The sequence below is a fragment of the Methylobacterium sp. GC_Met_3 genome (assembly GCF_026540775.1).
Classification (GTDB): domain Bacteria; phylum Pseudomonadota; class Alphaproteobacteria; order Rhizobiales; family Beijerinckiaceae; genus Methylobacterium.
Genome location: NZ_JALNUL010000005.1, coordinates 193,962 through 214,710 on the forward strand (window position 1 = coordinate 193,962; position 20,749 = coordinate 214,710).

19 protein-coding genes are annotated in these 20,749 nt (G+C 69.0%); 5 read left to right on the top strand and 14 right to left on the bottom strand.

Going from position 1 to position 20,749, the window contains the following annotated elements:
* Nucleotides 1-415: 415 nt before the first annotated feature.
* From OXS27_RS10015 to modC, 3 genes are all read right to left on the bottom strand, one after another.
* Nucleotides 416-2,056, bottom strand: coding sequence for a TadG family pilus assembly protein (locus tag OXS27_RS10015; protein ID WP_267355910.1), 1,641 nt, complete (start codon nucleotides 2,054-2,056; stop codon nucleotides 416-418).
* Nucleotides 2,053-2,499, bottom strand: a complete 447-nt coding sequence (locus OXS27_RS10020) for a TadE/TadG family type IV pilus assembly protein (RefSeq protein WP_243920504.1) — start codon at nucleotides 2,497-2,499, stop codon at nucleotides 2,053-2,055. The genes OXS27_RS10015 and OXS27_RS10020 overlap by 4 nt, the downstream gene beginning before the upstream one ends.
* 118 nt (nucleotides 2,500-2,617) lie before the next feature.
* Nucleotides 2,618-3,721, bottom strand: a complete 1,104-nt coding sequence (gene modC, locus OXS27_RS10025; RefSeq protein ID WP_267355913.1) for a molybdenum ABC transporter ATP-binding protein — start codon at nucleotides 3,719-3,721, stop codon at nucleotides 2,618-2,620.
* 62 nt (nucleotides 3,722-3,783) lie between these two features.
* On the opposite strand from modC, the gene OXS27_RS10030 reads away from it, so the two are divergent.
* A complete protein-coding gene (locus OXS27_RS10030; RefSeq protein ID WP_267355915.1) occupies nucleotides 3,784-4,461 on the top strand; it encodes a glutathione S-transferase in 678 nt (225 codons plus the stop codon).
* Nucleotides 4,462-4,512: 51 nt separating this feature from the next.
* Here OXS27_RS10030 and modB read toward each other — a convergent pair whose 3' ends face one another.
* Both modB and modA read right to left on the bottom strand, forming a co-directional pair.
* Nucleotides 4,513-5,205, bottom strand: a complete 693-nt coding sequence (modB, locus tag OXS27_RS10035; protein ID WP_243920507.1) for a molybdate ABC transporter permease subunit — start codon at nucleotides 5,203-5,205, stop codon at nucleotides 4,513-4,515.
* 16 nt (nucleotides 5,206-5,221) lie between these two features.
* Complete coding sequence (gene modA / locus OXS27_RS10040) at nucleotides 5,222-6,037, bottom strand: molybdate ABC transporter substrate-binding protein (protein ID WP_267355918.1); 816 nt, start codon at nucleotides 6,035-6,037, stop codon at nucleotides 5,222-5,224.
* A gap of 897 nt (nucleotides 6,038-6,934) precedes the next feature.
* Between modA and OXS27_RS10045 the strand changes: the two genes are divergently transcribed.
* Complete coding sequence (locus OXS27_RS10045) at nucleotides 6,935-7,867, top strand: 50S ribosomal protein L11 methyltransferase (RefSeq protein ID WP_267355920.1); 933 nt, start codon at nucleotides 6,935-6,937, stop codon at nucleotides 7,865-7,867.
* 105 nt (nucleotides 7,868-7,972) lie between these two features.
* Here the strand turns inward: OXS27_RS10045 and OXS27_RS10050 are convergent, their stop codons facing one another.
* Entirely contained in the window at nucleotides 7,973-8,239 is a 267-nt protein-coding gene (locus OXS27_RS10050; RefSeq protein WP_243920514.1) for a hypothetical protein, read from the bottom strand.
* 210 nt (nucleotides 8,240-8,449) lie between these two features.
* Here OXS27_RS10050 and OXS27_RS10055 point away from each other — a divergent pair, with 210 nt between their 5' ends.
* Both OXS27_RS10055 and OXS27_RS10060 read left to right on the top strand, forming a co-directional pair.
* Nucleotides 8,450-10,288: an aminopeptidase P family protein gene (locus OXS27_RS10055; protein WP_267355923.1), complete on the top strand. Its 1,839-nt coding sequence runs from the start codon at nucleotides 8,450-8,452 to the stop codon at nucleotides 10,286-10,288.
* A gap of 106 nt (nucleotides 10,289-10,394) precedes the next feature.
* A complete protein-coding gene (locus tag OXS27_RS10060) occupies nucleotides 10,395-12,551 on the top strand; it encodes a protein-disulfide reductase DsbD domain-containing protein (protein ID WP_267355924.1) in 2,157 nt (718 codons plus the stop codon).
* A gap of 135 nt (nucleotides 12,552-12,686) precedes the next feature.
* Here OXS27_RS10060 and phoB read toward each other — a convergent pair whose 3' ends face one another.
* The 6 genes from phoB to pstS form a co-directional block, all read right to left on the bottom strand.
* Nucleotides 12,687-13,382: a phosphate regulon transcriptional regulator PhoB gene (gene phoB, locus OXS27_RS10065; RefSeq protein ID WP_243920625.1), complete on the bottom strand. Its 696-nt coding sequence runs from the start codon at nucleotides 13,380-13,382 to the stop codon at nucleotides 12,687-12,689.
* A 137-nt stretch (nucleotides 13,383-13,519) separates the two neighbouring features.
* Nucleotides 13,520-14,239 carry a phosphate signaling complex protein PhoU gene (gene phoU, locus OXS27_RS10070; RefSeq protein ID WP_243920520.1) on the bottom strand — a complete coding sequence of 240 codons (720 nt, stop codon included), beginning with the start codon at nucleotides 14,237-14,239 and terminating at the stop codon, nucleotides 13,520-13,522.
* Nucleotides 14,240-14,353: 114 nt separating this feature from the next.
* The gene (gene pstB / locus OXS27_RS10075; RefSeq protein ID WP_243920627.1) at nucleotides 14,354-15,145 is read right to left on the bottom strand and encodes a phosphate ABC transporter ATP-binding protein PstB; all 792 of its coding nucleotides are present in this window, start codon (nucleotides 15,143-15,145) and stop codon (nucleotides 14,354-14,356) included.
* A gap of 60 nt (nucleotides 15,146-15,205) precedes the next feature.
* Nucleotides 15,206-16,093: a phosphate ABC transporter permease PstA gene (gene pstA / locus OXS27_RS10080; protein WP_243920522.1), complete on the bottom strand. Its 888-nt coding sequence runs from the start codon at nucleotides 16,091-16,093 to the stop codon at nucleotides 15,206-15,208.
* 8 nt (nucleotides 16,094-16,101) lie between these two features.
* Nucleotides 16,102-17,079 carry a phosphate ABC transporter permease subunit PstC gene (gene pstC, locus OXS27_RS10085; RefSeq protein WP_267355926.1) on the bottom strand — a complete coding sequence of 326 codons (978 nt, stop codon included), beginning with the start codon at nucleotides 17,077-17,079 and terminating at the stop codon, nucleotides 16,102-16,104.
* A gap of 85 nt (nucleotides 17,080-17,164) precedes the next feature.
* Nucleotides 17,165-18,205 (bottom strand): phosphate ABC transporter substrate-binding protein PstS, encoded by a 1,041-nt coding sequence (pstS, locus tag OXS27_RS10090; protein WP_243920525.1) that lies wholly within the window; start codon nucleotides 18,203-18,205, stop codon nucleotides 17,165-17,167.
* Nucleotides 18,206-18,434: 229 nt separating this feature from the next.
* Here pstS and OXS27_RS10095 point away from each other — a divergent pair, with 229 nt between their 5' ends.
* A complete protein-coding gene (locus tag OXS27_RS10095) occupies nucleotides 18,435-18,680 on the top strand; it encodes a hypothetical protein (protein ID WP_243920527.1) in 246 nt (81 codons plus the stop codon).
* Nucleotides 18,681-18,702: 22 nt separating this feature from the next.
* Here OXS27_RS10095 and OXS27_RS10100 read toward each other — a convergent pair whose 3' ends face one another.
* Both OXS27_RS10100 and recN read right to left on the bottom strand, forming a co-directional pair.
* Nucleotides 18,703-18,903 (bottom strand): hypothetical protein, encoded by a 201-nt coding sequence (locus OXS27_RS10100; RefSeq protein ID WP_243920530.1) that lies wholly within the window; start codon nucleotides 18,901-18,903, stop codon nucleotides 18,703-18,705.
* Between the two features lie 116 nt (nucleotides 18,904-19,019).
* Nucleotides 19,020-20,693, bottom strand: coding sequence for a DNA repair protein RecN (recN, locus tag OXS27_RS10105; RefSeq protein WP_267355929.1), 1,674 nt, complete (start codon nucleotides 20,691-20,693; stop codon nucleotides 19,020-19,022).
* Between the last annotated feature and the right edge of the window lie 56 nt (nucleotides 20,694-20,749).

The following is a 20,749-nucleotide window of genomic DNA, read 5'->3' on the forward strand; positions in this document are numbered from 1 at the left end:
ATTGATGACCGAGCCGCCGCGGGTCCTGGTGCCCAGATCCCGATCGGGTCCGGATCAATCCATGCGACAGTTTGCACGAAGCTGATCGTGTCCCGGTAGCCCCGCTTCTGGAGCACCGGATCGACCTCCTGCTGGGGCAGACCATCGCGCGCCCCGAGTTCGGTCAAACGCGGCGTCAGATCCGCCAAGCTGTCGGGCGCGCGGCGCCGGTGCAAGTCGACAGGCGGCGGCTTCGGTGCGTATCTCGGCGTCTCGCGGGATCGCGAGCCACGAGGCAGTGAGATCGGGCAGGCCCATGTCGCCGGAAGTACGGGAATCGCGCACTGCGCTCATCCTGCTGGCCGTGTCGGTCGGCGCCGTGCTGCTCTTCGGCGCGTTCACGCTGCTGACGCAGATCGACTAGCCGCGTTGGGCCCTACTGGACCAGCACGGCCTGGCTGCAGAGCACCCCGTCCACGTCGACATCCGCGTAGCCGAGGCGCAGGCCGAGACTTCGTAGGGTGCTGTCCAGGACGAGGTCGAGGGTCGGCGCCAGGGCGGCGAAGGTCGCGCTGAGCGACGTCTGCAGCAGCGGACTCACGCCGATGCCGTTGATGTTCAAAGCCAGGCTGCCCAGCAGGCTGCCGGTGAGGGATTGGGTCAAACCGCTCGCCGACACCGTCTTCACCGTATGATTGGTGATGTCGGCCTCGTTGAAGACGAGGGTCTGCGTGGTCGATCCGATGGTCATCACGGCACGTCCCGACACGTTCACCAGGGGAAGCGCGATCAAGGTTGCCGGCTGCGACAGGTTCGGACTGGTGTTGCCGCCGATGATGGCGCTGCGCGGGACGTTGGCCACCGCCAGGGTCGCGAGGCCGGTCTGGGCGCTGATCGTGACCTGGCGCGCGCCGCCGATGCAGCTCAGCGCCTGGAGCGTCGCCTGCGCGGGGGCGACCTCGGCGTAGATAGGTATCGTGAGCGTTCCAAGCCCGAGGGGGGCGGAGGCCGTGGCCTCGATCAGCAGCCGGGTCTGCGCCGTCTGGATCGTCGCGTTCGGCCCCCCCGGCCGGACCCAGCCCGAACTGCGGCGGCGCTCGCCGATCGCCACGGTCAGGCGGGTGGAGAGAAGGCCCGGTATCGTGGCCCCCAGATCGACCGAGACCTGGTTCTGGCCATTCGCCAGCGCGGCAGTGGCGCCCAGGACACTCATCACATCGACAGTGGCGCCCGCGAGGCCCCTCTGGGGCGCCAGCGCCGCGGCATCGCCGAGGGGATCCACTTGGCCGATCGGGACCGTCGGACCGGCATTCGGCAGCGCGTTCAGGATGCCCGTCAGGGCATTGACCGCGCCGTTGTTGCCCTGCGCGGCGACCCGAAGCGCCATCAGGATCTGCCCGACGCTGGCGTTGGCCTGCGCGAGGTCGGCGTAGTTCGCCGCTGAGAGATTCAGGCTCGTCGCCAAGGCATCGAGGACCCGCAGCCCGTCGACGCGCGTGCCGAGAAGCGTATTGTAGTCGTTCACGCTCAAGGACAGCTGTGTGCCGAGCATCGCACCCAGCAAGGCATTGGTGATGCCGTTGCTGACTTGGAGCGTGCCGGATCCAATGCTGAAGGCCGCGAATTGCGCGCTGGCGGCCGTCCCGACGACACGGAGCGGAATCGACCCGGCAAGCCCGATCGTCCGTCCGAAGGTGATCGGTACCGCCGTTGATAGCCCGACCCGAACCGCGTTGGCCGGGCTCGACCCCGGGTGAAAGCGGTTGGCCGGTGCAACCCCTGGTACGCTCGCGTCATAGGTGCCGGGATCCACCGTGGCGACCGCGCTGCCGTAGCCGTTGTCGCCCAGCGATCGGCGCGCCATCGTGTTGGCCTGGGTCGGATCGATCGCCCCCATCATCGCGGCGATGTCGGCCGCCGCCTGCGCCTTGCGCCGTTCCTGGAACACGAGGCCCAGATCGACCCCAACGGCGCCGGCCGCCAACAGGAACGTGCTGCCGAGCGCCACGAGAATCGCGACGTTGCCGCCCCGAGCCTTGCCGAAGCGGTGCAACCGGCTCGTGATCCAGCCGATCACAGGCCCCCCTTCCGCACGCTGATGGTGCTGCGCAGGATGGTGGGCAGCATCGGGAGCAGGCGCGAGAAGGCGTTGATGCCCAGGGATGCGGTGTTGGCGGAGAGCGTGACGGTGTAGATCGTCGCGTCGTTGGGGTCGGATCCGACCTGCACGGCAACGCTGCCCGGCCGGAACATCGCGCCTGTGCTCAGGCTGCGGTTCACGGTGTTCTGCGCGAGGGTCGCACGCTCCGTGTCGGTGATGCCGGCTACCGACGCGCGTGCCGCTTCCGCAGCGATCTGGCGCAGGTTGTGGGCCGCCCCGAGGCAGATCCCGAGCATGCCGATCCCGGCGAAGAGCAGCAGGAGCATTGGTGCCACGAGGGCGAACTCCACCGCGGAGCTGCCGCTGCGGCAGGTGAGTCCGGCGGTTGTCGGGCGATGGAGCAGGCGTCTGATGCCCATCGGTCTACCTCTAAGAGTTGTGCTCGATTTTCCCTTTCAATCTATCGTGGCGTCCGAATCCTAACCAAGGGTTGTGTATTCAAAAGAAGAACGCGGTTAATAACGGTATTCGGCCGCCTCAGATTGCGACAGACGCGCGCAGTTCGCCGATTCCCACGGGGTCGAAGGCGACGCTCTTGACGATGGCGTGGACCGGCTGCCCGATCGTGAGCCCGAGGTCGCGGACGGCCGCCCGGGTGATGCGCGCGACGAGATGCGCGTCGTTGCAGGCGATCTCCACGGCCATTTCGGTGCCCGAAGCGGTCATCCCGCTGATTCGACCGGCCAGGATGTTGCGCGCGCTGAGGCCCCGGGGCGGCGTGGTCGCAATCAGCACGTCGCGGGCGGGGATACGCACGCGCAGGCGCGTCCCGATCGGGCGCGCGAGCCCCGGCACCAGCAGGCGCCCCGCGGCGCCGGTAAGGCGCGTAAGACCGGTGTCCGGATCGATCGCCTCCACCACCATGTCGAGCAGTGCGCCGGCTTCGGCGTCGTGGACCGGCGCGAGATCGGCCCGGCGCAGGATCGCTTCCGCGGACCCGACGGCGGCCACGTGGCCCGCCTCCAGAACGACGACCTTGGTGGCGAGTCGCGCGACCTCCGAGACCGCGTGGCTCACATAGACGATCGGCACGCCGGCCTCGTCGCGCAGGCGCTCGATCGCAGGGAGGATCTCGGCCTTGCGGGCCTCGTCGAGGGCCGCAAGGGGCTCGTCCATCAGCAGGAGGCGCGGCCGGGCCAGGAGCGCCCGTCCGATGGCGACCCGCTGGCGCTCGCCGCCGGAGAGCCCGGCGGGCCGGCGGTCGAGCAGGTGAACGATGCCGAGCATGCCGACTATTGCGTCGAGGTGCGCGGGGTCGGCCCGGTGGCGGGCAAAGACGCGACCGTAGGCGAGGTTGGTTCGCACGCTGAGATGCGGAAACAGCCGCGCGTCCTGAAACACCACGCCCACCCGTCGGCGATGGGGCGGCAGGAAGAGGCCGGTGCGCGTATCCACCAGCGTGGTGCCGTCCACGACGATCCGACCTCGATCGGGCCGGGCGAGCCCGGCGATCAGGTCGATCAGCGTGGTCTTGCCTGAGCCCGAGCGCCCGAACAGCGCCGTCAGCCCCGGCCCGGCCTCGAAGGCCGCGTCGAGTGCGAAGGCGCCGCGGCGCAGGGCGACATCGACCTGGATGCTCACGCGCGGCGACTCGGGTAACCAACGGGGCGGCGTGGTCCTGCGCCGGCAGGAACACAGTCGCGATGATCACGGTCCATCATCTTGAAAACAGCCGCTCGCAGCGCGTGCTCTGGCTGCTGGAGGAACTCGGGCTGGCCTACACGGTGAAGCGCTATGCGCGCGATCCCCGGACCATGCGGGCGCCGCCGGACCTCGTCGCCATCCACCCGCTGGGCAAGGCGCCCGTGATCACCGACAACGGGGTCGTGGTCGCGGAGACCGGGGCGATCGTCGCCTACCTGACCGAGAAGGCGGGGGGCGCCCTGGTGCCGGCGGCCGAGACGGAGGCCCGCAGGCGCTACATCTATTGGTTGCATTACGCGGAGGGGTCGGCGATGCCGCCGCTCCTGCTGAAGCTGATCTTTTCCCGCCTCGCGCCGGGTAGTCCGTGGCTGCTGCGGCCCCTCGTTCGCCGGGTCGCCGGGACGGTGCTGCGTGGCTTCGTCGATCCCGACCTGCGCCGGCATGCGGCCTTCTGGGAGGCGGAACTCGCCGAGGGTCCCTATGTCTGCGGCGCGGATTTCACCGCCGCCGATATCATGATGAGCTTTCCGCTGGAGGCGTTCGCGGCCCGTGGCACCGGGGCGGGGCCGCGGGTCCTGGCGTGGCTGGAGCGCATTCACGCCCGCTCCGCTTATCGCCGAGCCCTGGAGGCGGGCGGCCCCTACGCGTATGCCAACACCGACGGGTCGCCGACCTGATAATACGGGGCGCGCCGCAGGCTGTGTGAAGGGCGGGACGGAAACGGCCAACTAGCCCGCGCCCAGCTTTCGTCCCAGCCGATTGGCCAGGAACTCGGAGGCGAGCAGCGCCGTCACCGAGATAGCGATCGACACCAGGGTGAGGCGGAGCGCAGGCCCCTCCCCGCCTGGAACCTGGGTCAGCGTATAGATGGCCGAGGGCAACGTCTGGGTCTCGCCCGGGATGTTCGACACGAAGGTAATGGTGGCGCCGAATTCCCCCATCGCTTTGGCGAAGGCCAGCACGGCGCCCGCGATGCAGCCCGGAAGGCTGAGCGGCAGCGTGACGGTGAGGAAGACCGACAGAGGGCTCGCGCCCAGAGTCCCGGCCGCCTGCTCGATCCGGCGATCCACCGCTTCGATCGACAGCCGCATGGCCCGCACCATCAGCGGGAAGCCCATGATCGCGCAGGCCAAAGCCGCCCCGGTCCAGCGGAACGCCAGGACGACCCCGACCTCCGCCAACAGGCTTCCAACCGGGCCGCGCCGGCCGAAGGCCAGGAGCAGCAGGTAGCCGGTCACCACAGGGGGTAGGATGAGCGGCAGGTGGACGAGCCCGTCGAGGAGCGCCCGCCCGGGAAAGCGGCGTCGGGCCAGGAGCCATGCGGTCGCGAGGCCGGGCCCGAGGCTCGCGAGCGTCGCGACTGCGGCCACCTTGAGGCTCAGGGCGACGGCGGTCCACTCCGCCGGGGTCAGGTCCAGCATGGCGGGGCTCCAACTGCTACCGGCCGGCAGCGGGGGCCTCGACCACCGAGAAGCCCTGGCGCTCGAAAGCGCTCTGGGCCGCTGGGCCGCGCAGATAGGTCAACAAGTCGGCGGCATCGGGGTTACGCGAGTCCTGGATGACGGCCGCCGGATAGACGATCGGGGGATGGCTGTCGGGCGGGAATGCGGCCAGCACCTGCACGCCGGGATCGGCGGCTGCATCTGTGGCGTAGACGATGCCGAGCGGTGCTTCGCCCCGGGCGACCAAGAGTAGGGCCGCGCGCACATTGTCGGCCTGGGCCACCTGCCCCTTCACGGCCTCCCAGGCCCCCAGCTTCTCCAGGGCCGCCTTGCCGTACCGGCCGGCCGGTACGGCATCGATCGTCGCCATGGCGAGCTTGCCGCCGCCGAGCAGCTTGGTCAGCGTCGTGCCGAGATCCGGCGCCAGGGCGACCCGGGGATCGGAACCGGCGTTCTTCGGCCCTGGAGCGATCAGAACCAGCGCGTTGCGCAACAGGTTGATCCGCGAGCCCGGCTTCAGCAGGCCGGCCCGGGCCACATCGTCCATCCAGGCTTGGTCCGCCGAGATGAACAGGTCGGCAGGCGCGCCCGCCTCGATCTGCTTCGCGAGGGTGTTCGAGCCCGCATAGGAGATGCGTGCGGTCTTGCCGGTTTCCTTCGCCCAGGCCGCGGTCGCATCGTCCAGCGCGTTCTTGAGGCTGGCCGCCGCGAACACCACGACGGGATCCCCCGCCTGCGCCGCGTGGGACGCTGAGCCGAGCGCCAGCGCCCCGAGGGTAAGCGCGACAAGGAGGCGTCGGGTCGGGCGCATGGCTGAAGGTCCCCTTTGTCGCCGTCCGTAATATCCGGTCGGGTATCACGGGGAGCATAAACACCGCTTGGCGCCCGGCCAACAACCCGCGCGCGTGCGGCGCTCAGCCATGCGCCGGGTCGCCGGGCTCCTTCGGAGCATTCTCCGCGCGATGCAGGCGGCTGAGCAGGACGAGAAGGTGCCCCGGCAACGGCCCATCGGGGGTCGGGCCGCCGAAAAGCCGTTCACGCGGTGGGCGCGCGGGCGCCGACGGCTCGGTGACGACCACGGGCCCGAAGCGGCCGGAACGTCTGGACTTGGTCACGCGGTACGCACCCTGCTTCATCGCGTTTCACGTCGAAAGCCGGCCAAAAACGTCGCTCCGCGGAGCGGGTTCCGCTCGGTTGCGCTGTGCCCTGTGGTTAACGCCCGGGCACGATGCCGCATTCCTGTGCGTGCGCATTGGCGATTCGCGGTCCGGCTTTTCACCAGGTCCGGGGGTCGCGCCGCTCGGTCGATCCGGCCTCCGGCAACGAAGTCATGCCGGCCGCCACGACGAGTCCCCACAGCCACGCGGCGCAAGTGGTGGCACTGGCGAGTGCGACACTGATGAAGAAGGGGGCGGTCATCAGATATGTGTGCCTGTCAAAACTGGCGCGCCAACTCACGAATGAGTGGCGTGCCGGAGTTGAGGGGTCTGGCTTCGGGAAGCCGAGACTGTCTAACCACACATTTTTGACCGAGATAGTGATTTAGAACGTCAACGAAGTGAGTATTGCTGCTTGTGTCTCCAGCGCAACAAACCGCGCCGCGACCGTGAGGGCCCCGGCCGATCCCGCCGGGCGGCGTCGGTTTTTTCGCATCGGCATCCGCTTGCCCCCTGTGATGTCGCGCGCGTCGGCGTTACAGCCCGGACCCATGCTGGAAGGTTTGCCGCCCCATCGCCCGTCCCACGTCCTGTGCCTGCTGACCGACGAGCGCTCGGCGCGGGCCATGACCGATCTTCTGGGCGAGATGTTCGATCCCACCGAGACCGCTGTCGCGGCTTTCGAGGATGAGGATGGACGCACGTGGCGGCTCGAAGCCTATTTTGCGGATGCACCCGATGAAGACTACGTCCGCGCACTGATCCGGCCGGTGATCGGCGACGCGGCCGACGCGGCCGAATTCCGTACGATCGACCAGCAGGATTGGGTGCGGGCGTCGCTGGAGGGGCTGAAGCCCGTCCGGGCCGGGCGCTTTATCGTTCACGGCTCGCACGACCGGGAAGCGGTGCGCGCCAACGATCTGCCGATCGAGATCGAGGCGGCGCTGGCCTTCGGCACGGGGCACCACGGGACGACGCTCGGCTGCCTGCGGGCGCTGGTCCAGGTGCTGAAACGGCGGCGGCCGGCCCATATCCTCGATGTCGGCACCGGCACCGGCATCCTGGCCTTCGCGGCCGCCAAGGCGTTGCGCCAGCCCATCGTGGCCGGCGATCTCGACGCGGAGGCGGTGCTCACGGCTCGCGAGAACGCCCGCGCCAACGGTCTCGGCCCCTATCTCAAGCTCTATCTCGGCCCCGGTGTGCGCCACCCGCTTGCGGCCCGTCCGCGCCATTTCGATCTGGTCTTCGCCAACATCCTGGCGCGGCCGCTGCGGCTCCTCGCCCCCTCGCTGACGCGGGTGGTGGCACCCGGCGGCGTTCTGGTCCTGTCCGGCCTGATCGAGCGCGATGTCCCGGGCGTTCTCTCGGCTTACCGGCACCAGGGCTTCGCCCTCGTGCGCCGTGGTCTGATCGAGGGCTGGGTCGCCCTCGTGCTGATGCGCGGCGGCGCGGCCGCGCGCCCCGTGCGACGCCATCGGCGCTGAACCGCGCGCATGCCGGTGCGATGGGCCGGCGTAAGGCCCGGGCCCGTGCCGGTCTCCGACCCGTTAAATGTCCGCGCGGATCACGTTTGTTCGATGCCGGCGCCCTCAGCGCCCGGCTCGGACCTTGCCGGGCGGGCAGACACGGCTGGATCCGGCCTCGGCCGGCTGCGCGTGAGCCGGATCCTCGAAGCACTGCGACACCGGCGCGCCAAGCGCGGCCATCAGGGCACGCAGGCCCTCGATCCACTCCTCGACCTCCGCGAGCGACGCGAAGCCCTCACGGCGAACGACAGTATCGGGTTCGACCGTCACGATGGCGTCGAAGCAGCCATCCGGTCTGTCGCTGATCCGGTAGTAAACGCGACGTGCCATGATCCCGAGATAGGCCAAAACCCACGGCGTGATAAGATTGTTCGCGATTTTTTCATGTTGAGTAAGGGATGCGCGTCACCAATTGCTGGGCTGCGCACCGCATGATGGCGTTCGGCTGACAACCTGTACGGGCATCCTGCGCGCCCTCACCCTGCATTCCCGATGCTGGGTCGGTTGCCATGCCGGCGGCGAGCGCTCTACCCTCCCGCCATGATCGAGCCGCCACCGTCCCAACCACGCCAGCGCTTCCAGACCTTCGATGATCCGGGCCATCGCAAAGGGCCGGAACGGATCGAGGCTCTGAGGGCCGCCCTGCGCGAGACGGGGGTCGACGGTTTCGTCGTGCCGCGTGCCGACGAGCACCAGTCCGAATACGTCCCCGCCGACGCCGAGCGCCTCGCCTGGCTCACGGGGTTCACCGGGTCGGCCGGGACAGCGGTGATTCTGGCGGAATTCGCAGCCCTGGTGGTGGATGGCCGCTACACGCTTCAGGCGCCCGAGCAGGTCGATACCGGCATGCTCACGATCGTGCCGTTGGCCGAAACGACGCCCGAGGCCTGGATCGGAGCCAATCTCAAGCGCGATCAGGTGCTGGGCTACGACCCGTGGCTGCACACACCGGACGGATTGGCCCGCCTGGAACGGGCGGCCACGAAGGCGGGCGGTTCCCTGCGGGCCGTGCCGAACCTCGTGGACGCCGTCTGGGCCGGTCGGCCGAAGCCGCCGGCCGGCCGGGCCATCCGCCATCCGGACGCGCTGGCGGGCGAGGCAGTCGCCGACAAGCTCGCCCGGGTGCGGGACAGCCTGACGGAGGCTGGCTGCGACGCCCTGGTGATCTCGGATCCGCACAACCTTGCCTGGGCCTTCAACCTCCGCGGCGCCGATGTCGGACATACGCCCCTGGCCCTCGGTTACGCGATCCTGCCGCGCGAGGGGCAGGCGCGCCTTTTCCTGGCCTCGCCGGTCGTCGATCAGGACCTGCGCGTCGCCCTCGCGCCCCTCGCCGAGATCCTGCCGCGGGCCGAGCTCGAGGATGGGCTGGCCTCGCTCAGCGGCGCCCGGGTCCGGCTTGATGCAGCCACGGGCGCGGTCGCCCTCAAGGAACGGATCGAATCGGCCGGCGGCACGGTCGATGTCGGCAAGGATCCGATCACCGCGATGAAGGCGGTCAAGAATGCCGCCGAGATCGCGGGCGCGCGCGCCGCCCATCTGCGCGATGGGGCCAGCGTCGTCCGCTTCCTGGCGTGGCTTGACGCGGCCGCCGTGGCCGGCGGCCTCACCGAGATCGCCGCGGTCGAGGCACTGGAGGATTTCCGCGCCGCGGGCGGCGATCTGCGCGACGTCTCGTTCCCGACCATTTCGGGATCCGGCCCCAACGGGGCGATCGTCCACTACCGGGTCACCCGCGCCAGCGACCGGGCGGTCCGGGCGGGCGAGCTGTTCCTGATCGATTCCGGTGCGCAATACCCGGACGGCACCACCGATATCACCCGCACTGTCGCGGTGGGCGCGCCGAGCGCGGCGATGCGCGATCGCTTCACCCGGGTGCTGAAGGGCCATATCGCCATCGCCCGGGCGGTGTTTCCCACCAAGACGACCGGCGCGCAGATCGATGCCTTCGCCCGGGCGCCCCTGTGGCAGGCGGGGCTCGATTTCGATCACGGCACCGGCCACGGGGTCGGCGCCTTCCTGTCGGTGCACGAGGGGCCGCAACGGATTGCCAAGACCGGCACGGTGGCGCTCGAGCCCGGCATGATCCTGTCGAACGAGCCGGGCTACTACGCGGCCGGCGCCTACGGCATCCGGATCGAGAACCTCGTTCTGGTCGAGACGCGTGCTATCACGGATGGCGAGCGCCCGATGCTCGGCTTCGAGACGTTGACGCTGGCGCCCTACGATCGGAATCTGATCCAGACCGAGCTGCTCGAACCGGGGGAGCGCGCCTGGATCGACGCCTACCATGCCCGAGTCCGCGAGGCCCTGTCGCCGGAACTCGATGCCGGAGCGCGCGACTGGCTGGCACGCGCCACGGCGCCGCTGCCCGGTTGAGGCCGCGACGCGCGACCGCCACACCCCTTCGTGGTAAGCGCGTCGTCACGGAACAGCCCGAACGCCGGGCCTGAAACCGCGGCCGCCCGGCGCGCGAAGGGACAGCATGATCCGCCGCCTTGTCCTCCCGATCCTGGTCCTCGCCGCGAGCCTGTCGGCGGCTCTGGCGCAGGGCCTGCGCACGCCGCCGGATCTTGTGCGGTCGAGCCTCGTGGCCGAGGCCGCCGCGGTGGCGGGGGCGCAGCCCTTCACCCTTGCCGTGCGGATGCAGGTGAAGCCCGGCTGGCACGTCTACTGGCGCAACCCGGGGGATTCGGGCCTACCGCCCGAGGTGACCTGGACCCTGCCGGCCGGCTTCAACGCCGGGGCGCTCCAGTGGCCGGCGCCGGAGCGGATCCCGATCGCGACGCTGATGAACTACGGCTACGAGGGTGAGGTCACGCTCCTCGTCCCCGTGACGCCGCCTCCGAGCCTCGATCCGGCCAACCCGGTGCAGATTCAGGCCAAACTGACCTACCTCGTCTGCGAGACCGAGTGCGTGCCGGGCTCCGCGGATCTCGCCCTCACCTTGCCGGTGGGCGAGCCGCGTCCCGACCCGGACAACGCAGTCCTGTTCGTCCGCGCCCGGGCCGCCCTCCCCACCCCTGCGCTCTGGCCGCTGAGCCTGTCGAGCCAGGGCGACACCCTGCAGCTCGATTTCGCGGCGTCGGGGCTCAAGCCCGACACGATCCGGAACGCCGCCTACTTCCCGTATGCCGAGACCGCGATCGACAACGCGGCCGCGCAGCTGATGGCGGTCGACGGCACCGGGCTGCACCTCACCGTCGCGCGGAGCAGCCCGACCGAAGCGGCGCCCACGGCCCTTCCGGGTGTGCTGACCCTGGACGAGGTGACGGAATCCGGCAGCCGCCGCCTCGCCTTCGCGTATGGCGACGAGCCGGTGCTTCCGACCGCGACCGCTCCGCCGGACCCCGTTGCGGCGAGTCCGACCGGGGCCGCCGCGCCCGAGTTCGATCTGCTGACGTTTGCCGCGGCCGCCGCCTTCGCCTTTCTCGGCGGCCTCATCCTCAACCTGATGCCCTGCGTCTTCCCCGTCCTGTCGATCAAGGTGTTGAGCCTCGTGCGGCATGCGGGCGAGGGTCCGGCCCGCCTGCGCCTGCACGGCTTCGCCTATACGGCCGGCGTGTTGGCGAGTTTCCTTGGTCTGGCTGGAGTGCTCATCGCCCTGAAGGGCGGAGGGGCGGCGATCGGCTGGGGGTTCCAGCTGCAATCGCCCCTGGTCGTGGCCGGGCTCGCCTATTTGCTCTTCGCGATGGGCCTGAACCTGTCCGGCGTGGTCGAGGTCGGAGGACGGCTCGCGGGTGTCGGCGATCGCCTGGCCCGACGGTCTGGCCTGAGTGGGTCGTTCTTCACGGGCGTGCTGGCCACGCTGGTGGCGACGCCCTGCACGGCGCCGTTCATGGGCTCGGCAGTCGGCTTCGCGCTGACCCAGAGCGCAGCCGTGGCGCTTGCTGTGTTCGCGAGCCTCGGGCTCGGCCTCGCTCTGCCGTTCTTGGCTCTCACTCTCTGGCCCCCGGCCCTCCGGGCGCTGCCGCGGCCGGGTGCCTGGATGGAGACGCTCAAGCAGGTGCTCGCCTTCCCGGTTTACGCCACCGTGGCCTGGCTGGTCTGGGTCCTGGCGCAGCAGGTCGATCCGCGCGGCCTTCTGGCGGCCCTGATCGGCCTCGTGCTGGTGGGTTTCTCTGCTTGGGCCTGGGAGCGCGGGCGCGCCGCCGCCCCCGGGGCACGCCGGATCGCGCAGGTCAGTGCGGCGCTCGCCCTGATCGCCGTGGTGGCCCTCGTGTCCACCCTCCCACAGGACCGTGCCACGCCGACTGCGCAGGCCGCCGCCGGCGGGATCGAGCCGTTCACGCAGGCCCGCCTCGACGCTCTGGCGGCTGCGCACAAGCCGGCCTTCGTCAACATGACCGCCGCGTGGTGCATCACCTGCGCGGTCAACGAGACGACCTCCCTGTCCACGAAGGCCGTGCGGGCCGCGTTGGCCGAGCGGGGCATCACCTATCTGAAGGGTGACTGGACCAACCAGAACCCTGAGATCACGCGCCTTTTGGAGAAGCACGGCCGGAGTGGTGTTCCGCTCTACCTGCTCTACAAAGGTGCCGGTGAGCCCCAGGTGCTGCCCCAGATCCTCACCGAGGGCACGGTGCTCCAGGCTCTGGCCTCCGTGCCGGCCGCTAACCGGAGCGCTGCGCTCATCCGCTGATCGGGGTTCCCAAAGGGCGGCTGCCCTTTGGCAGGGTGTCGGGGCGGAGCCCTGACGCTCGGGCTTCGTCCAACATCAGGGCTCTGCCCTGCACCCGCAAAAGGTCTCGACCTTTTGAAACCGGGACTTGGCGACTCAGGCTTCGAGGGAGAAGGTTTCGTCGAAGGCGTAGCCGGAACCGCGCACCGTGCGGATCGGATCGGTCTGGCGTGGGCCATTCAGCGCCTTGCGCAGGCGTCCGACATGGACGTCGACGGTGCGCTCGTCGATGTAGACGTCGTGACCCCAGACCCCGTCGAGAAGCTGCTCGCGGGAGAAGACCCGGCCCGGGGCCAGCATCAGGAATTCGAGCAGCCGGAACTCCGTGGGGCCGAGGTGCAGCTCCTCGCCGGCCCGACGCACCCGATGGCCGGTGCGGTCCAGTTCGAGGTCGCCGGCGGCCAGACGATCGGAAACATGGGCCGGTTTGGCCCGGCGCAGGAGCGCGCGGATGCGGGCGAGCAGTTCCGGAACCGAGAACGGCTTGACGATGTAATCGTCCGCGCCCGTCCCGAGACCGCGGATCCGGTCACCTTCTTCGCCCCGGGCGGTCAGCATGATCACCGGCAGCCGCTCGGTCTCCCGCCGGGCCCGGATTCGGCGGCAAAGCTCGATTCCGGACAGGCCGGGCAGCATCCAGTCGAGCAGGACCAGGTCGGGCATGCGCTCGGCCAGGAGCAGTTCCGCATCGTCGCCCCTTGCCGCTGAATCCACCAGGAAGCCCTCGGCTTCCAAGTTGTAGCGCAGCAGCGTGGTCAATGCCTCCTCGTCCTCGACGATCAGGACTTGCATACTCACCTTCGATGACCCGTTCTCGCGGCGGACGCGGCAATGGTGCCGGAGGCTCCGCCCAGCCTCAACCCAAACCGACCGTCACGGCGGCGACGCCCCCAGGGACGCCCCCAGGATCCTGCGCTCCGGGAAGCGCTTCACGGCGCCAGCCCCCCATCCACCGTCACGTAGTTCGACGCATCGTTCTTCGGTCGCTCGCCGGCGAGCGTCTCGCCCGTGGCGAGGTAGTGGATCGTCTCGGCGATATTGGTCGTGTGATCGCCGATGCGCTCGACGTTCTTGGCGCAGAACAAAAGGTGCGTGCAGAACGAGATGTTGCGCGGATCCTCCATCATGTAGGTCAGGAGCTCGCGGAACAGGGAATTGTACAGCGCGTCGATCTCGCCGTCGCGTTCCCACACGTCGTGGGCCGCCTCGATATCGCGGCTCGCATAGGCGTCCAGCACGTCCTTCAGCTGGCCCTCCGCGAGGTCGCTCATGTGGCGCACGCCAAGCACGATCTTCTGCGCCGGCGCCTGATCGGAGATCGCCACGACGCGCTTGGCCACGTTCTTGGCGAGATCGCCGATCCGCTCCAGGTCGCCGGAGACGCGGATCGCCGAGATGGTCTCGCGCAGGTCGATCGCCAGGGGCTGCCGCCGGGCGATCAGCAGGACGGAGCGCTCCTCGATGTCCCTCTGGAGGGCGTCCAGGCGCTTGTCGGCGAGGATCACCGCCTGGGCGAGCCCGTCGTCGCGGCGCACTAGGGCGTCGGTCGCCTCAGTGGTCATCTTCTCCGCCACGCCGCCCATCTCCGAGATCGAGCGACGGAGGTTTTCGAGATCGGTGTCGTAGGAGGTAACGATATGGCCGGGCATGAGTGGATCCTTCGATGGGGGCCAGGACGTGCGATCCCACCCGGTTGCCGCGATCCCGCCCGGCCGCCGCGGCGCCCGGGTCGCGATGGCGCGGAAACCGGTCTTCGAAACAGCTTAGCCGAAGCGGCCGGTGATATAGTCCTGCGTGCGCCGCTCGGTCGGGTTCATGAACATTTTTTCGGTTTGTGAGAATTCAATCAGCTCGCCGAGATACATGAAGGCGGTGAACTGCGAGATGCGCGCCGCCTGCTGCATGTTGTGCGTGACGATCGCGATGGTGAATTCGTCGCGCAGCTGCTCGATCAGCTCCTCGATCCGGCCCGTCGAGATCGGGTCCAGCGCCGAGGTCGGCTCGTCGAACAGGATCACCTCCGGGCGCTGGGCTACGGTGCGGGCGATGCACAGACGCTGCTGCTGCCCCCCCGACAGACCCATGCCGGACTGCTTGAGCTTGTCCTTGACCTCGTCCCAGAGCGCCGCCTTGCGCAGCGACGCCTCGACCCGGTCGTCGAGCTCCGATTTCGGCAGCTTCTCGTAGAGGCGGATGCCGAAGGCGACGTTGTCGTAGATCGACATCGGGAAGGGCGTCGGCTTCTGGAACACCATACCGACCCGGGCGCGGAGATCGTTGAGATCGACCTTCGAATCCAGGATGTTGACGCCGTCCAGCAGGATCTCGCCCTCGGCGCGCTGCTCCGGATAGAGGCTGTAGATCCGGTTGAAGGTGCGCAGCAGCGTCGACTTCCCGCAGCCCGACGGGCCGATCAGGGCGGTCACCTGCCGATCATGGAAGTTGAGGTTGATGTCCTTCAGGCCGTGGAACTGGCCATAGTAGAAGTTCAGCCCCTTCACGGCGATCCGGACGGGCGCCTTGGTGTCGGCACCGGCCTTGGCGGAAGGCTGCATAAGGGGCTCGGCGGCGGTCGCTGCAGCATGGCTCATCGGGCTAATCCTTCGGCTCGCGCTTCAGCGGGCACGCTGCGGCTTGATCACCAAGCGGGCGATCACGGAGAGGGCGAGGATGGTCATGGTGATCAGGAGCGCTCCGGCCCAGGCCAATTGCTGCCAGTTGGCATAGGGCGAGAGCGCGAACTGGTAGATCATCACCGGCAGGTTCGGGACGCCACCCATGAGGTCGGGGCTGAACCAGCTGTTGTTGTTGAGGGCGGTGAACAGGAGCGGCGCGGTCTCGCCGGCGATGCGGGCCAGCGCCAGGATGATACCCGTCACGATGCCGGCCGAGGCGGCGCGCCAGCTGACCTTCATGATCACCATGGAGGGCGGAGCGCCGAGCGCCGCGCCGGCCTCGCGCAGGGTGCCCGGCACGAGGCTCAGCATGTCCTCGGTGGTCCGCACGATCACCGGCGTGGCGATGATCGCGAGCGCGATGCCGCCGGCCCAGCCGGAATAGCTGCCCATGGGCCGCACCATCAGCGTGTAGACGAACAGGCCGATCAGGATCGACGGCGCCGAGAGCAGGATGTCGTTGAGGAAGCGGATCAGGACGGCCAGCTTCGAGGTCCGGCCGTATTCCGCCAGGAAGGTCCCGGCCATCACGCCGACCGGGGTCGCGATGACGATGCCGATCGTGGTCAGGATCAGGCTGCCCAGCACCGCGTTGGCGATGCCGCCACCCTCGCTGCCCGGACCCGGGGTCGGTTGCGTCAGCAGCGTCGGCGTGAAGCCGCGCACGCCTTCGACGATCAGCATCAGCAGGATCGAGCCGAGCACGATGATGCCGAGCAGCGTGGCGAAGGCGCAGAAGCCGCGGAGTATGGCGTCCGCCCGGCGCCGGCCGGGGCGGACCCGGCTCTGCACGAGCGGCGGCGCAGCGAGTGTGTTGATCGCGTCCATGGGGCTCCTCAAGCAACCCGCACGCGTGACGTCAGGATTCGCGCGGCGATCAGGACGATGAAGGTGATGACGAACAGGATGCAGCCGAGCGCCATCAGGGCGTTGAGCTGCATGCCGTCCGCCTCGTTGAATTCGTTGGCGATCCGGGACGCGATGGTCGAGCCGGGATCGAAGATCGAGGCCGAGAGGCGGTTGGCGTTGCCGACCACGAAGGTCACCGCCATGGTCTCGCCGAGCGCACGGCCGAGGCCGAGCATGATCGCGCCGATGATCGACACCGAGGCGTGCCGGATCAGGACGAAGCGCGTCACCTCCCAGGTGGTGCAGCCGACGCCGTAGGCGCTCTCGCGCAGGATCGTGGGGATCTGGTCGAGCATGTCGCGGGCGATCGAGGCCACGAACGGCACGATCATGATCGCCAGGATGATGCCGGCGGTGAGCACGCCGACGCCCGAGGGGATGCGGGCATACAGCACGGTCCCGACGATCGGCAGGCCCTCGACGATGTTCGAGATCGGGATCTCGACGAAGCGGGCGAAGAGCGGGGCGAAGATGAACAGGCCCCACATTCCGTAGATGATGCTCGGCACGGCGGCGAGCAGCTCGATCGTCATCGCGACTGGCTTGCGCGCCCAGCCGGGGCAGAGCTGCGTCAGGTAGATGGCGATGCCGAGTGAGACCGGGACGCCGATCACGAGGGCCAGGAGCGCCGACATCACCGTTCCGATCACGGCCACGAGCGCGCCGTACTGTTCGGTCCCGACGTTCCAGACGCTGGAGGTCAGGAAGCCGAAGCCGAATTCCCGGAAGGCCGGCAGGCCGCCGTAGACGATGGAGCCGATGATCCCCACGAGGACGGTCAGCACCAGCAACGCCGCGCCGTACGCGCAGCCGCGGAACACGGCGTCCATGTTCCGGCTCGGTCCCTTCCGCGCCGCCGACGTACGGGTTCGGCCGAGGGCAATCGTTTCAGTCAAAGCAGACATCCGCGGTTCTCTGCGAAGGATAACGTGGTAGCGCGGCGGGATCTCAGAAGCGAGGGAGGAGGTCGAAGCCTCCTCCCCGTTGGACTTACATGTTGTAAACCGGCTTCCCGTCCTTGCCCTTCACGTTCTTCCACTCTTCGTGGATCAGCGCCACGACGTTGTCCGGCAGCGGAACATAGTCGAGATCCGAGGCAAGCTTGTCGCCGTTCTTGTACGCCCAGTCGAAGAACTTGAGCACATCGGCGGCCTTGGCCGGATCGGCCGGGTCCTTGTGGACCAGGATGAAGGTCGCCGCCGTGATCGGCCACGCATCCTCGCCCGCCTGATTGGTGAGCGAGATGCCGAAGCCGGGGGCCGACTTCCAGTCCGCGCTGGCGGCCGCCGCCTGAAACGCCTTGTCGTCGGGCTGCGGGAACTTGCCGGCTTTGTTCTGCAGCAGGGCGTAGGCCAGCTTGTTCTGCTTGGCGTAAGCCGACTCGACGTAGCCGACGGAATTCGGCACCTGCTTCACGGTGGCGGTCACGCCCTCGTTGCCCTTGCCGCCCTGACCGACCGGCCAGGAGATCGTCGTGGCCGCGCCGTACTCCTTCTTCCACGTCTCCGAAGCCTGGGACAGGTAGGTGGTGAAGATGTTGGTCGTGCCCGAGGCGTCGGAGCGGTAGACCGGCGTGATGTTCGTGTCGGGCAGCTTCAGACCGTCATTGAGCTTCGCGATCCGCGGATCAGTCCACTTGGCGATCTTCCCGGCGTAGATGTCGGCGAGCACGTCGCCGGTCAGCTTGAGCTTGCCCGGCTCGATTCCCGCGATGTTCACCACCGGCACCACGCCGCCCATCACGGTGGGGAACTGGACAAGGCCGTCCTTGGCCAGCTGCTCGCCCTTCAGCGGCGCATCGGTGGCGCCGAAATCGACCGTCTTGGCCTGGATCTGCTTGATCCCGCCGCCGGATCCGATCGATTGATAGTTAAGACCCGAGCCGGATTCCTTCCGGTAGGCCTCGGCCCACTTCGAGTAGACCGGGAAGGGGAACGTAGCCCCGGCTCCGGTGATGTCGGCGGCCAGCGCCGCAGACGCCAGCTGTACCGTCGCAAGGCCGACGGCGAGCGCGTAAGCGAAGGGTCTCATGGAATCTCCGTTGCCGTCGGGCTGGAGCCTGCGCTGCTCCGCCGGCATGCTCATGCCCGCGGCAGAGCCTTGCGGCCGATCCTTGAGAGATCCAGCGCCAGCCGCCCGATGGCTGCGCGGTTACGACAGGTAGATGACACCGGCATGACATCGCGCCGCAGGTCGTGCGGCACGGTTCGCGGGTCTCGCGCGTTCCTACCGGCAACGGCGCGGGAAGGGACTGGGAACCGTGGAGGGCGAACACGCCGATTCAGCGACGGAAACCGATCCGAACTGGCTTGCCCTGCATGCCGAACGGGAGGCGGTGGAGCGCGCCCTGACTCTCGCGCAGGCACGTCAGAAGTTCAGCGGCGATCCGGAGGCGGCTGCGGCAGCGCGGCGCGAGGAGGCGGATCTGCTGAAAGATCTCGACCGGGTCCTCACCCTGATTCGAGCAGCCGAGTATCGGCGGCGGCCTGGGGCGCGCCGCTGGTGAAGCGTTCGAAAGCCGGATCGCGTTAGCCGACCCGGCGCAGCTCCCGCTCCTTCTGGCGCAGGCGCAGAAGCAGCTCGACATGGGTGTCGGTGATCGGCTGCGTATCGACGCTGCCTTCATAGACGGTGCGCAGCGAGAGGCCGAGCCGACGCGTGTCGATCGTCCGCTTCGGAGGCTGTCCCACGTGCGAAAGTTCCTCGGAATCGACGCCTGACAGCTTCATGGCTCCCTCTCGTCCTTCGGCCGCTCCAGATCGCTGCGGCGCCGGGATGCGAAGAGAGTCACCAAGAATGGTTAACGAACCGTTACCGTGAACCAATGGTTAAGCTTACCTGTCAGTTAACCGTCAGCGCCCTGAAGAAGCCGCGCAGCCGCCGCGCGGGCTTCATCGGTCACCGTTGCCCCCGCGAGCATCCGGGCAATCTCCTCCCGGCGCTCGGCCACCGGCAGGCTGGCGACCCGGGTAGCGACACGGCCGGCCCCTTTCACGGGCGCCTTCGCGATCAGGAAATGCGTCTCGGCGCGAGCCGCGACCTGCGGCGCATGGGTGACGGCAACCACCTGTACGGTCGCGGCCAGGCGTGCGAGGCGCAGCCCGATGGCATCCGCGACGGCACCGCCGACGCCGGTGTCGATCTCGTCGAAGATCAGGGTCGGGGCCGAACCCTTGTCGGCCAGCACCACCTTCAGGGCGAGCATGAACCGCGACAACTCGCCGCCCGAGGCGACCTTCATCATCGGTCCAGGCTTGGTGCCGGGATTGGTCTGCGCCCAGAACTCGACCCTGTCGGTGCCGGCCGGATCGCGCGATTCCGGGTCGGTGACGATCTCGGTGATGAACCGAGCGCGCTCGAGCTTCAGGGGTGGCAGCTCGGCCTTCACGGCGGCGTCGAGCTGCTTGGCGGCGCGGCGGCGACCGGCACTCAGCTTCTCGGCGGCCTCGGCATAGGCAGCCTCCGCGGTGGCAAGAGTCTGTTCGAGGCCTGCCAGTGCCGCTTCGCCGGCATCGATCGCCGCAACGTCGCCGGCGTAGCGCTCGGCAAGCACCGCAAGATCGTCGGCCGCGACGTCGTATTTGCGGGCGCCCGCCCGCAGCGCGAACAGCCGTTCCTCGACCCGCTCGAGGTCGCGGGGATCGAACTCGGTCTCCGCCACCGCCGCGTCGAGCACGGCACGGGCCTCGTCGAGGGCCACGATCGCGGCGTCGAGGGCGTTGACGCAGGGATCGACGAGGGCGGGGAGCTGCGACGCGCGGCGCTCCAGTTTGCGCAGGGCGGCCGAGATGTGGGGCACCCCGGAATGGGTCCCGCCCACCGCTTCCAACGCCGCATTGAGTTCGCGCGCGACCTTCTCGGATTGCTGCATGATGCTGCGGCGTTCGGCGAGCTGAGCCTCCTCGCCGGGTTGCGGCGCGAGTGCGGCCAGCTCCTCCACGGCGTGACGCAGAAAATCGGCCTCCTTGCGGGCCGCCTCCACCCGCGCGCGGTGCTCGGCGAGGTCGGATCGGGCGGTGCGGACCGCGCGGGCGGCCGCCGCGACCTTGGTGAGCTGGCCCTGTAGTCCGCCGAACGCATCGAGGATCGCCCGGTGCGAGGCCGGATCGGCCAACGCCCGGTCGTCGTGTTGTCCGTGGATCTCGACCAGGGCCGCGCCGATCGCGCGCAGGACCTGGACGCCCACCGGCTGGTCGTTGACGAAGGCGCGGGTGCGGCCGTCCGCCATCTGGCTCCGGCGCAGGATCAGATCGCCCTCCGTGTCGATCTCGGCCTCCGTGGCGATCCGGCGAGCCGGATGGTCCAGGGGCAGATCGAACACGGCGGTGACGACGCCCTGCGCCTCACCGTGCCGGACGAGGCGGCCATCGCCACGCCCGCCCAGCGCCAGCGCGAAGGCGTCGAGCAGGATCGATTTGCCCGCGCCCGTCTCCCCGGTCAGGACGCTGAGGCCCGTCCGGAAATTCAGTTCGAGACGGTCGATCAGAACGATGTCGCGGATCGCGAGCTGCGCCAGCATGCGGCGGGGGCATTCCTCAGGAGGGGACCGCAGACATAAGGCCGTCGCGGCGCCGA

Coding starts and splice junctions, on each gene's coding strand:
- OXS27_RS10020 (WP_243920504.1), bottom strand. CDS start 2,499: ATGGGCATCAGACGCCTGCTCCATCGCCCGACAACCGCCGGACTCACC.
- OXS27_RS10030 (WP_267355915.1), top strand. CDS start 3,784: ATGATCACGGTCCATCATCTTGAAAACAGCCGCTCGCAGCGCGTGCTC.
- modB (WP_243920507.1), bottom strand. CDS start 5,205: ATGCTGGACCTGACCCCGGCGGAGTGGACCGCCGTCGCCCTGAGCCTC.
- modA (WP_267355918.1), bottom strand. CDS start 6,037: ATGCGCCCGACCCGACGCCTCCTTGTCGCGCTTACCCTCGGGGCGCTG.
- OXS27_RS10045 (WP_267355920.1), top strand. CDS start 6,935: ATGCTGGAAGGTTTGCCGCCCCATCGCCCGTCCCACGTCCTGTGCCTG.
- OXS27_RS10050 (WP_243920514.1), bottom strand. CDS start 8,239: ATGGCACGTCGCGTTTACTACCGGATCAGCGACAGACCGGATGGCTGC.
- OXS27_RS10055 (WP_267355923.1), top strand. CDS start 8,450: ATGATCGAGCCGCCACCGTCCCAACCACGCCAGCGCTTCCAGACCTTC.
- OXS27_RS10060 (WP_267355924.1), top strand. CDS start 10,395: ATGATCCGCCGCCTTGTCCTCCCGATCCTGGTCCTCGCCGCGAGCCTG.
- phoB (WP_243920625.1), bottom strand. CDS start 13,382: ATGCAAGTCCTGATCGTCGAGGACGAGGAGGCATTGACCACGCTGCTG.
- phoU (WP_243920520.1), bottom strand. CDS start 14,239: ATGCCCGGCCATATCGTTACCTCCTACGACACCGATCTCGAAAACCTC.
- pstB (WP_243920627.1), bottom strand. CDS start 15,145: ATGCAGCCTTCCGCCAAGGCCGGTGCCGACACCAAGGCGCCCGTCCGG.
- pstA (WP_243920522.1), bottom strand. CDS start 16,093: ATGGACGCGATCAACACACTCGCTGCGCCGCCGCTCGTGCAGAGCCGG.
- pstC (WP_267355926.1), bottom strand. CDS start 17,079: ATGTCTGCTTTGACTGAAACGATTGCCCTCGGCCGAACCCGTACGTCG.
- pstS (WP_243920525.1), bottom strand. CDS start 18,205: ATGAGACCCTTCGCTTACGCGCTCGCCGTCGGCCTTGCGACGGTACAG.
- OXS27_RS10100 (WP_243920530.1), bottom strand. CDS start 18,903: ATGAAGCTGTCAGGCGTCGATTCCGAGGAACTTTCGCACGTGGGACAG.
- recN (WP_267355929.1), bottom strand. CDS start 20,693: ATGCTGGCGCAGCTCGCGATCCGCGACATCGTTCTGATCGACCGTCTC.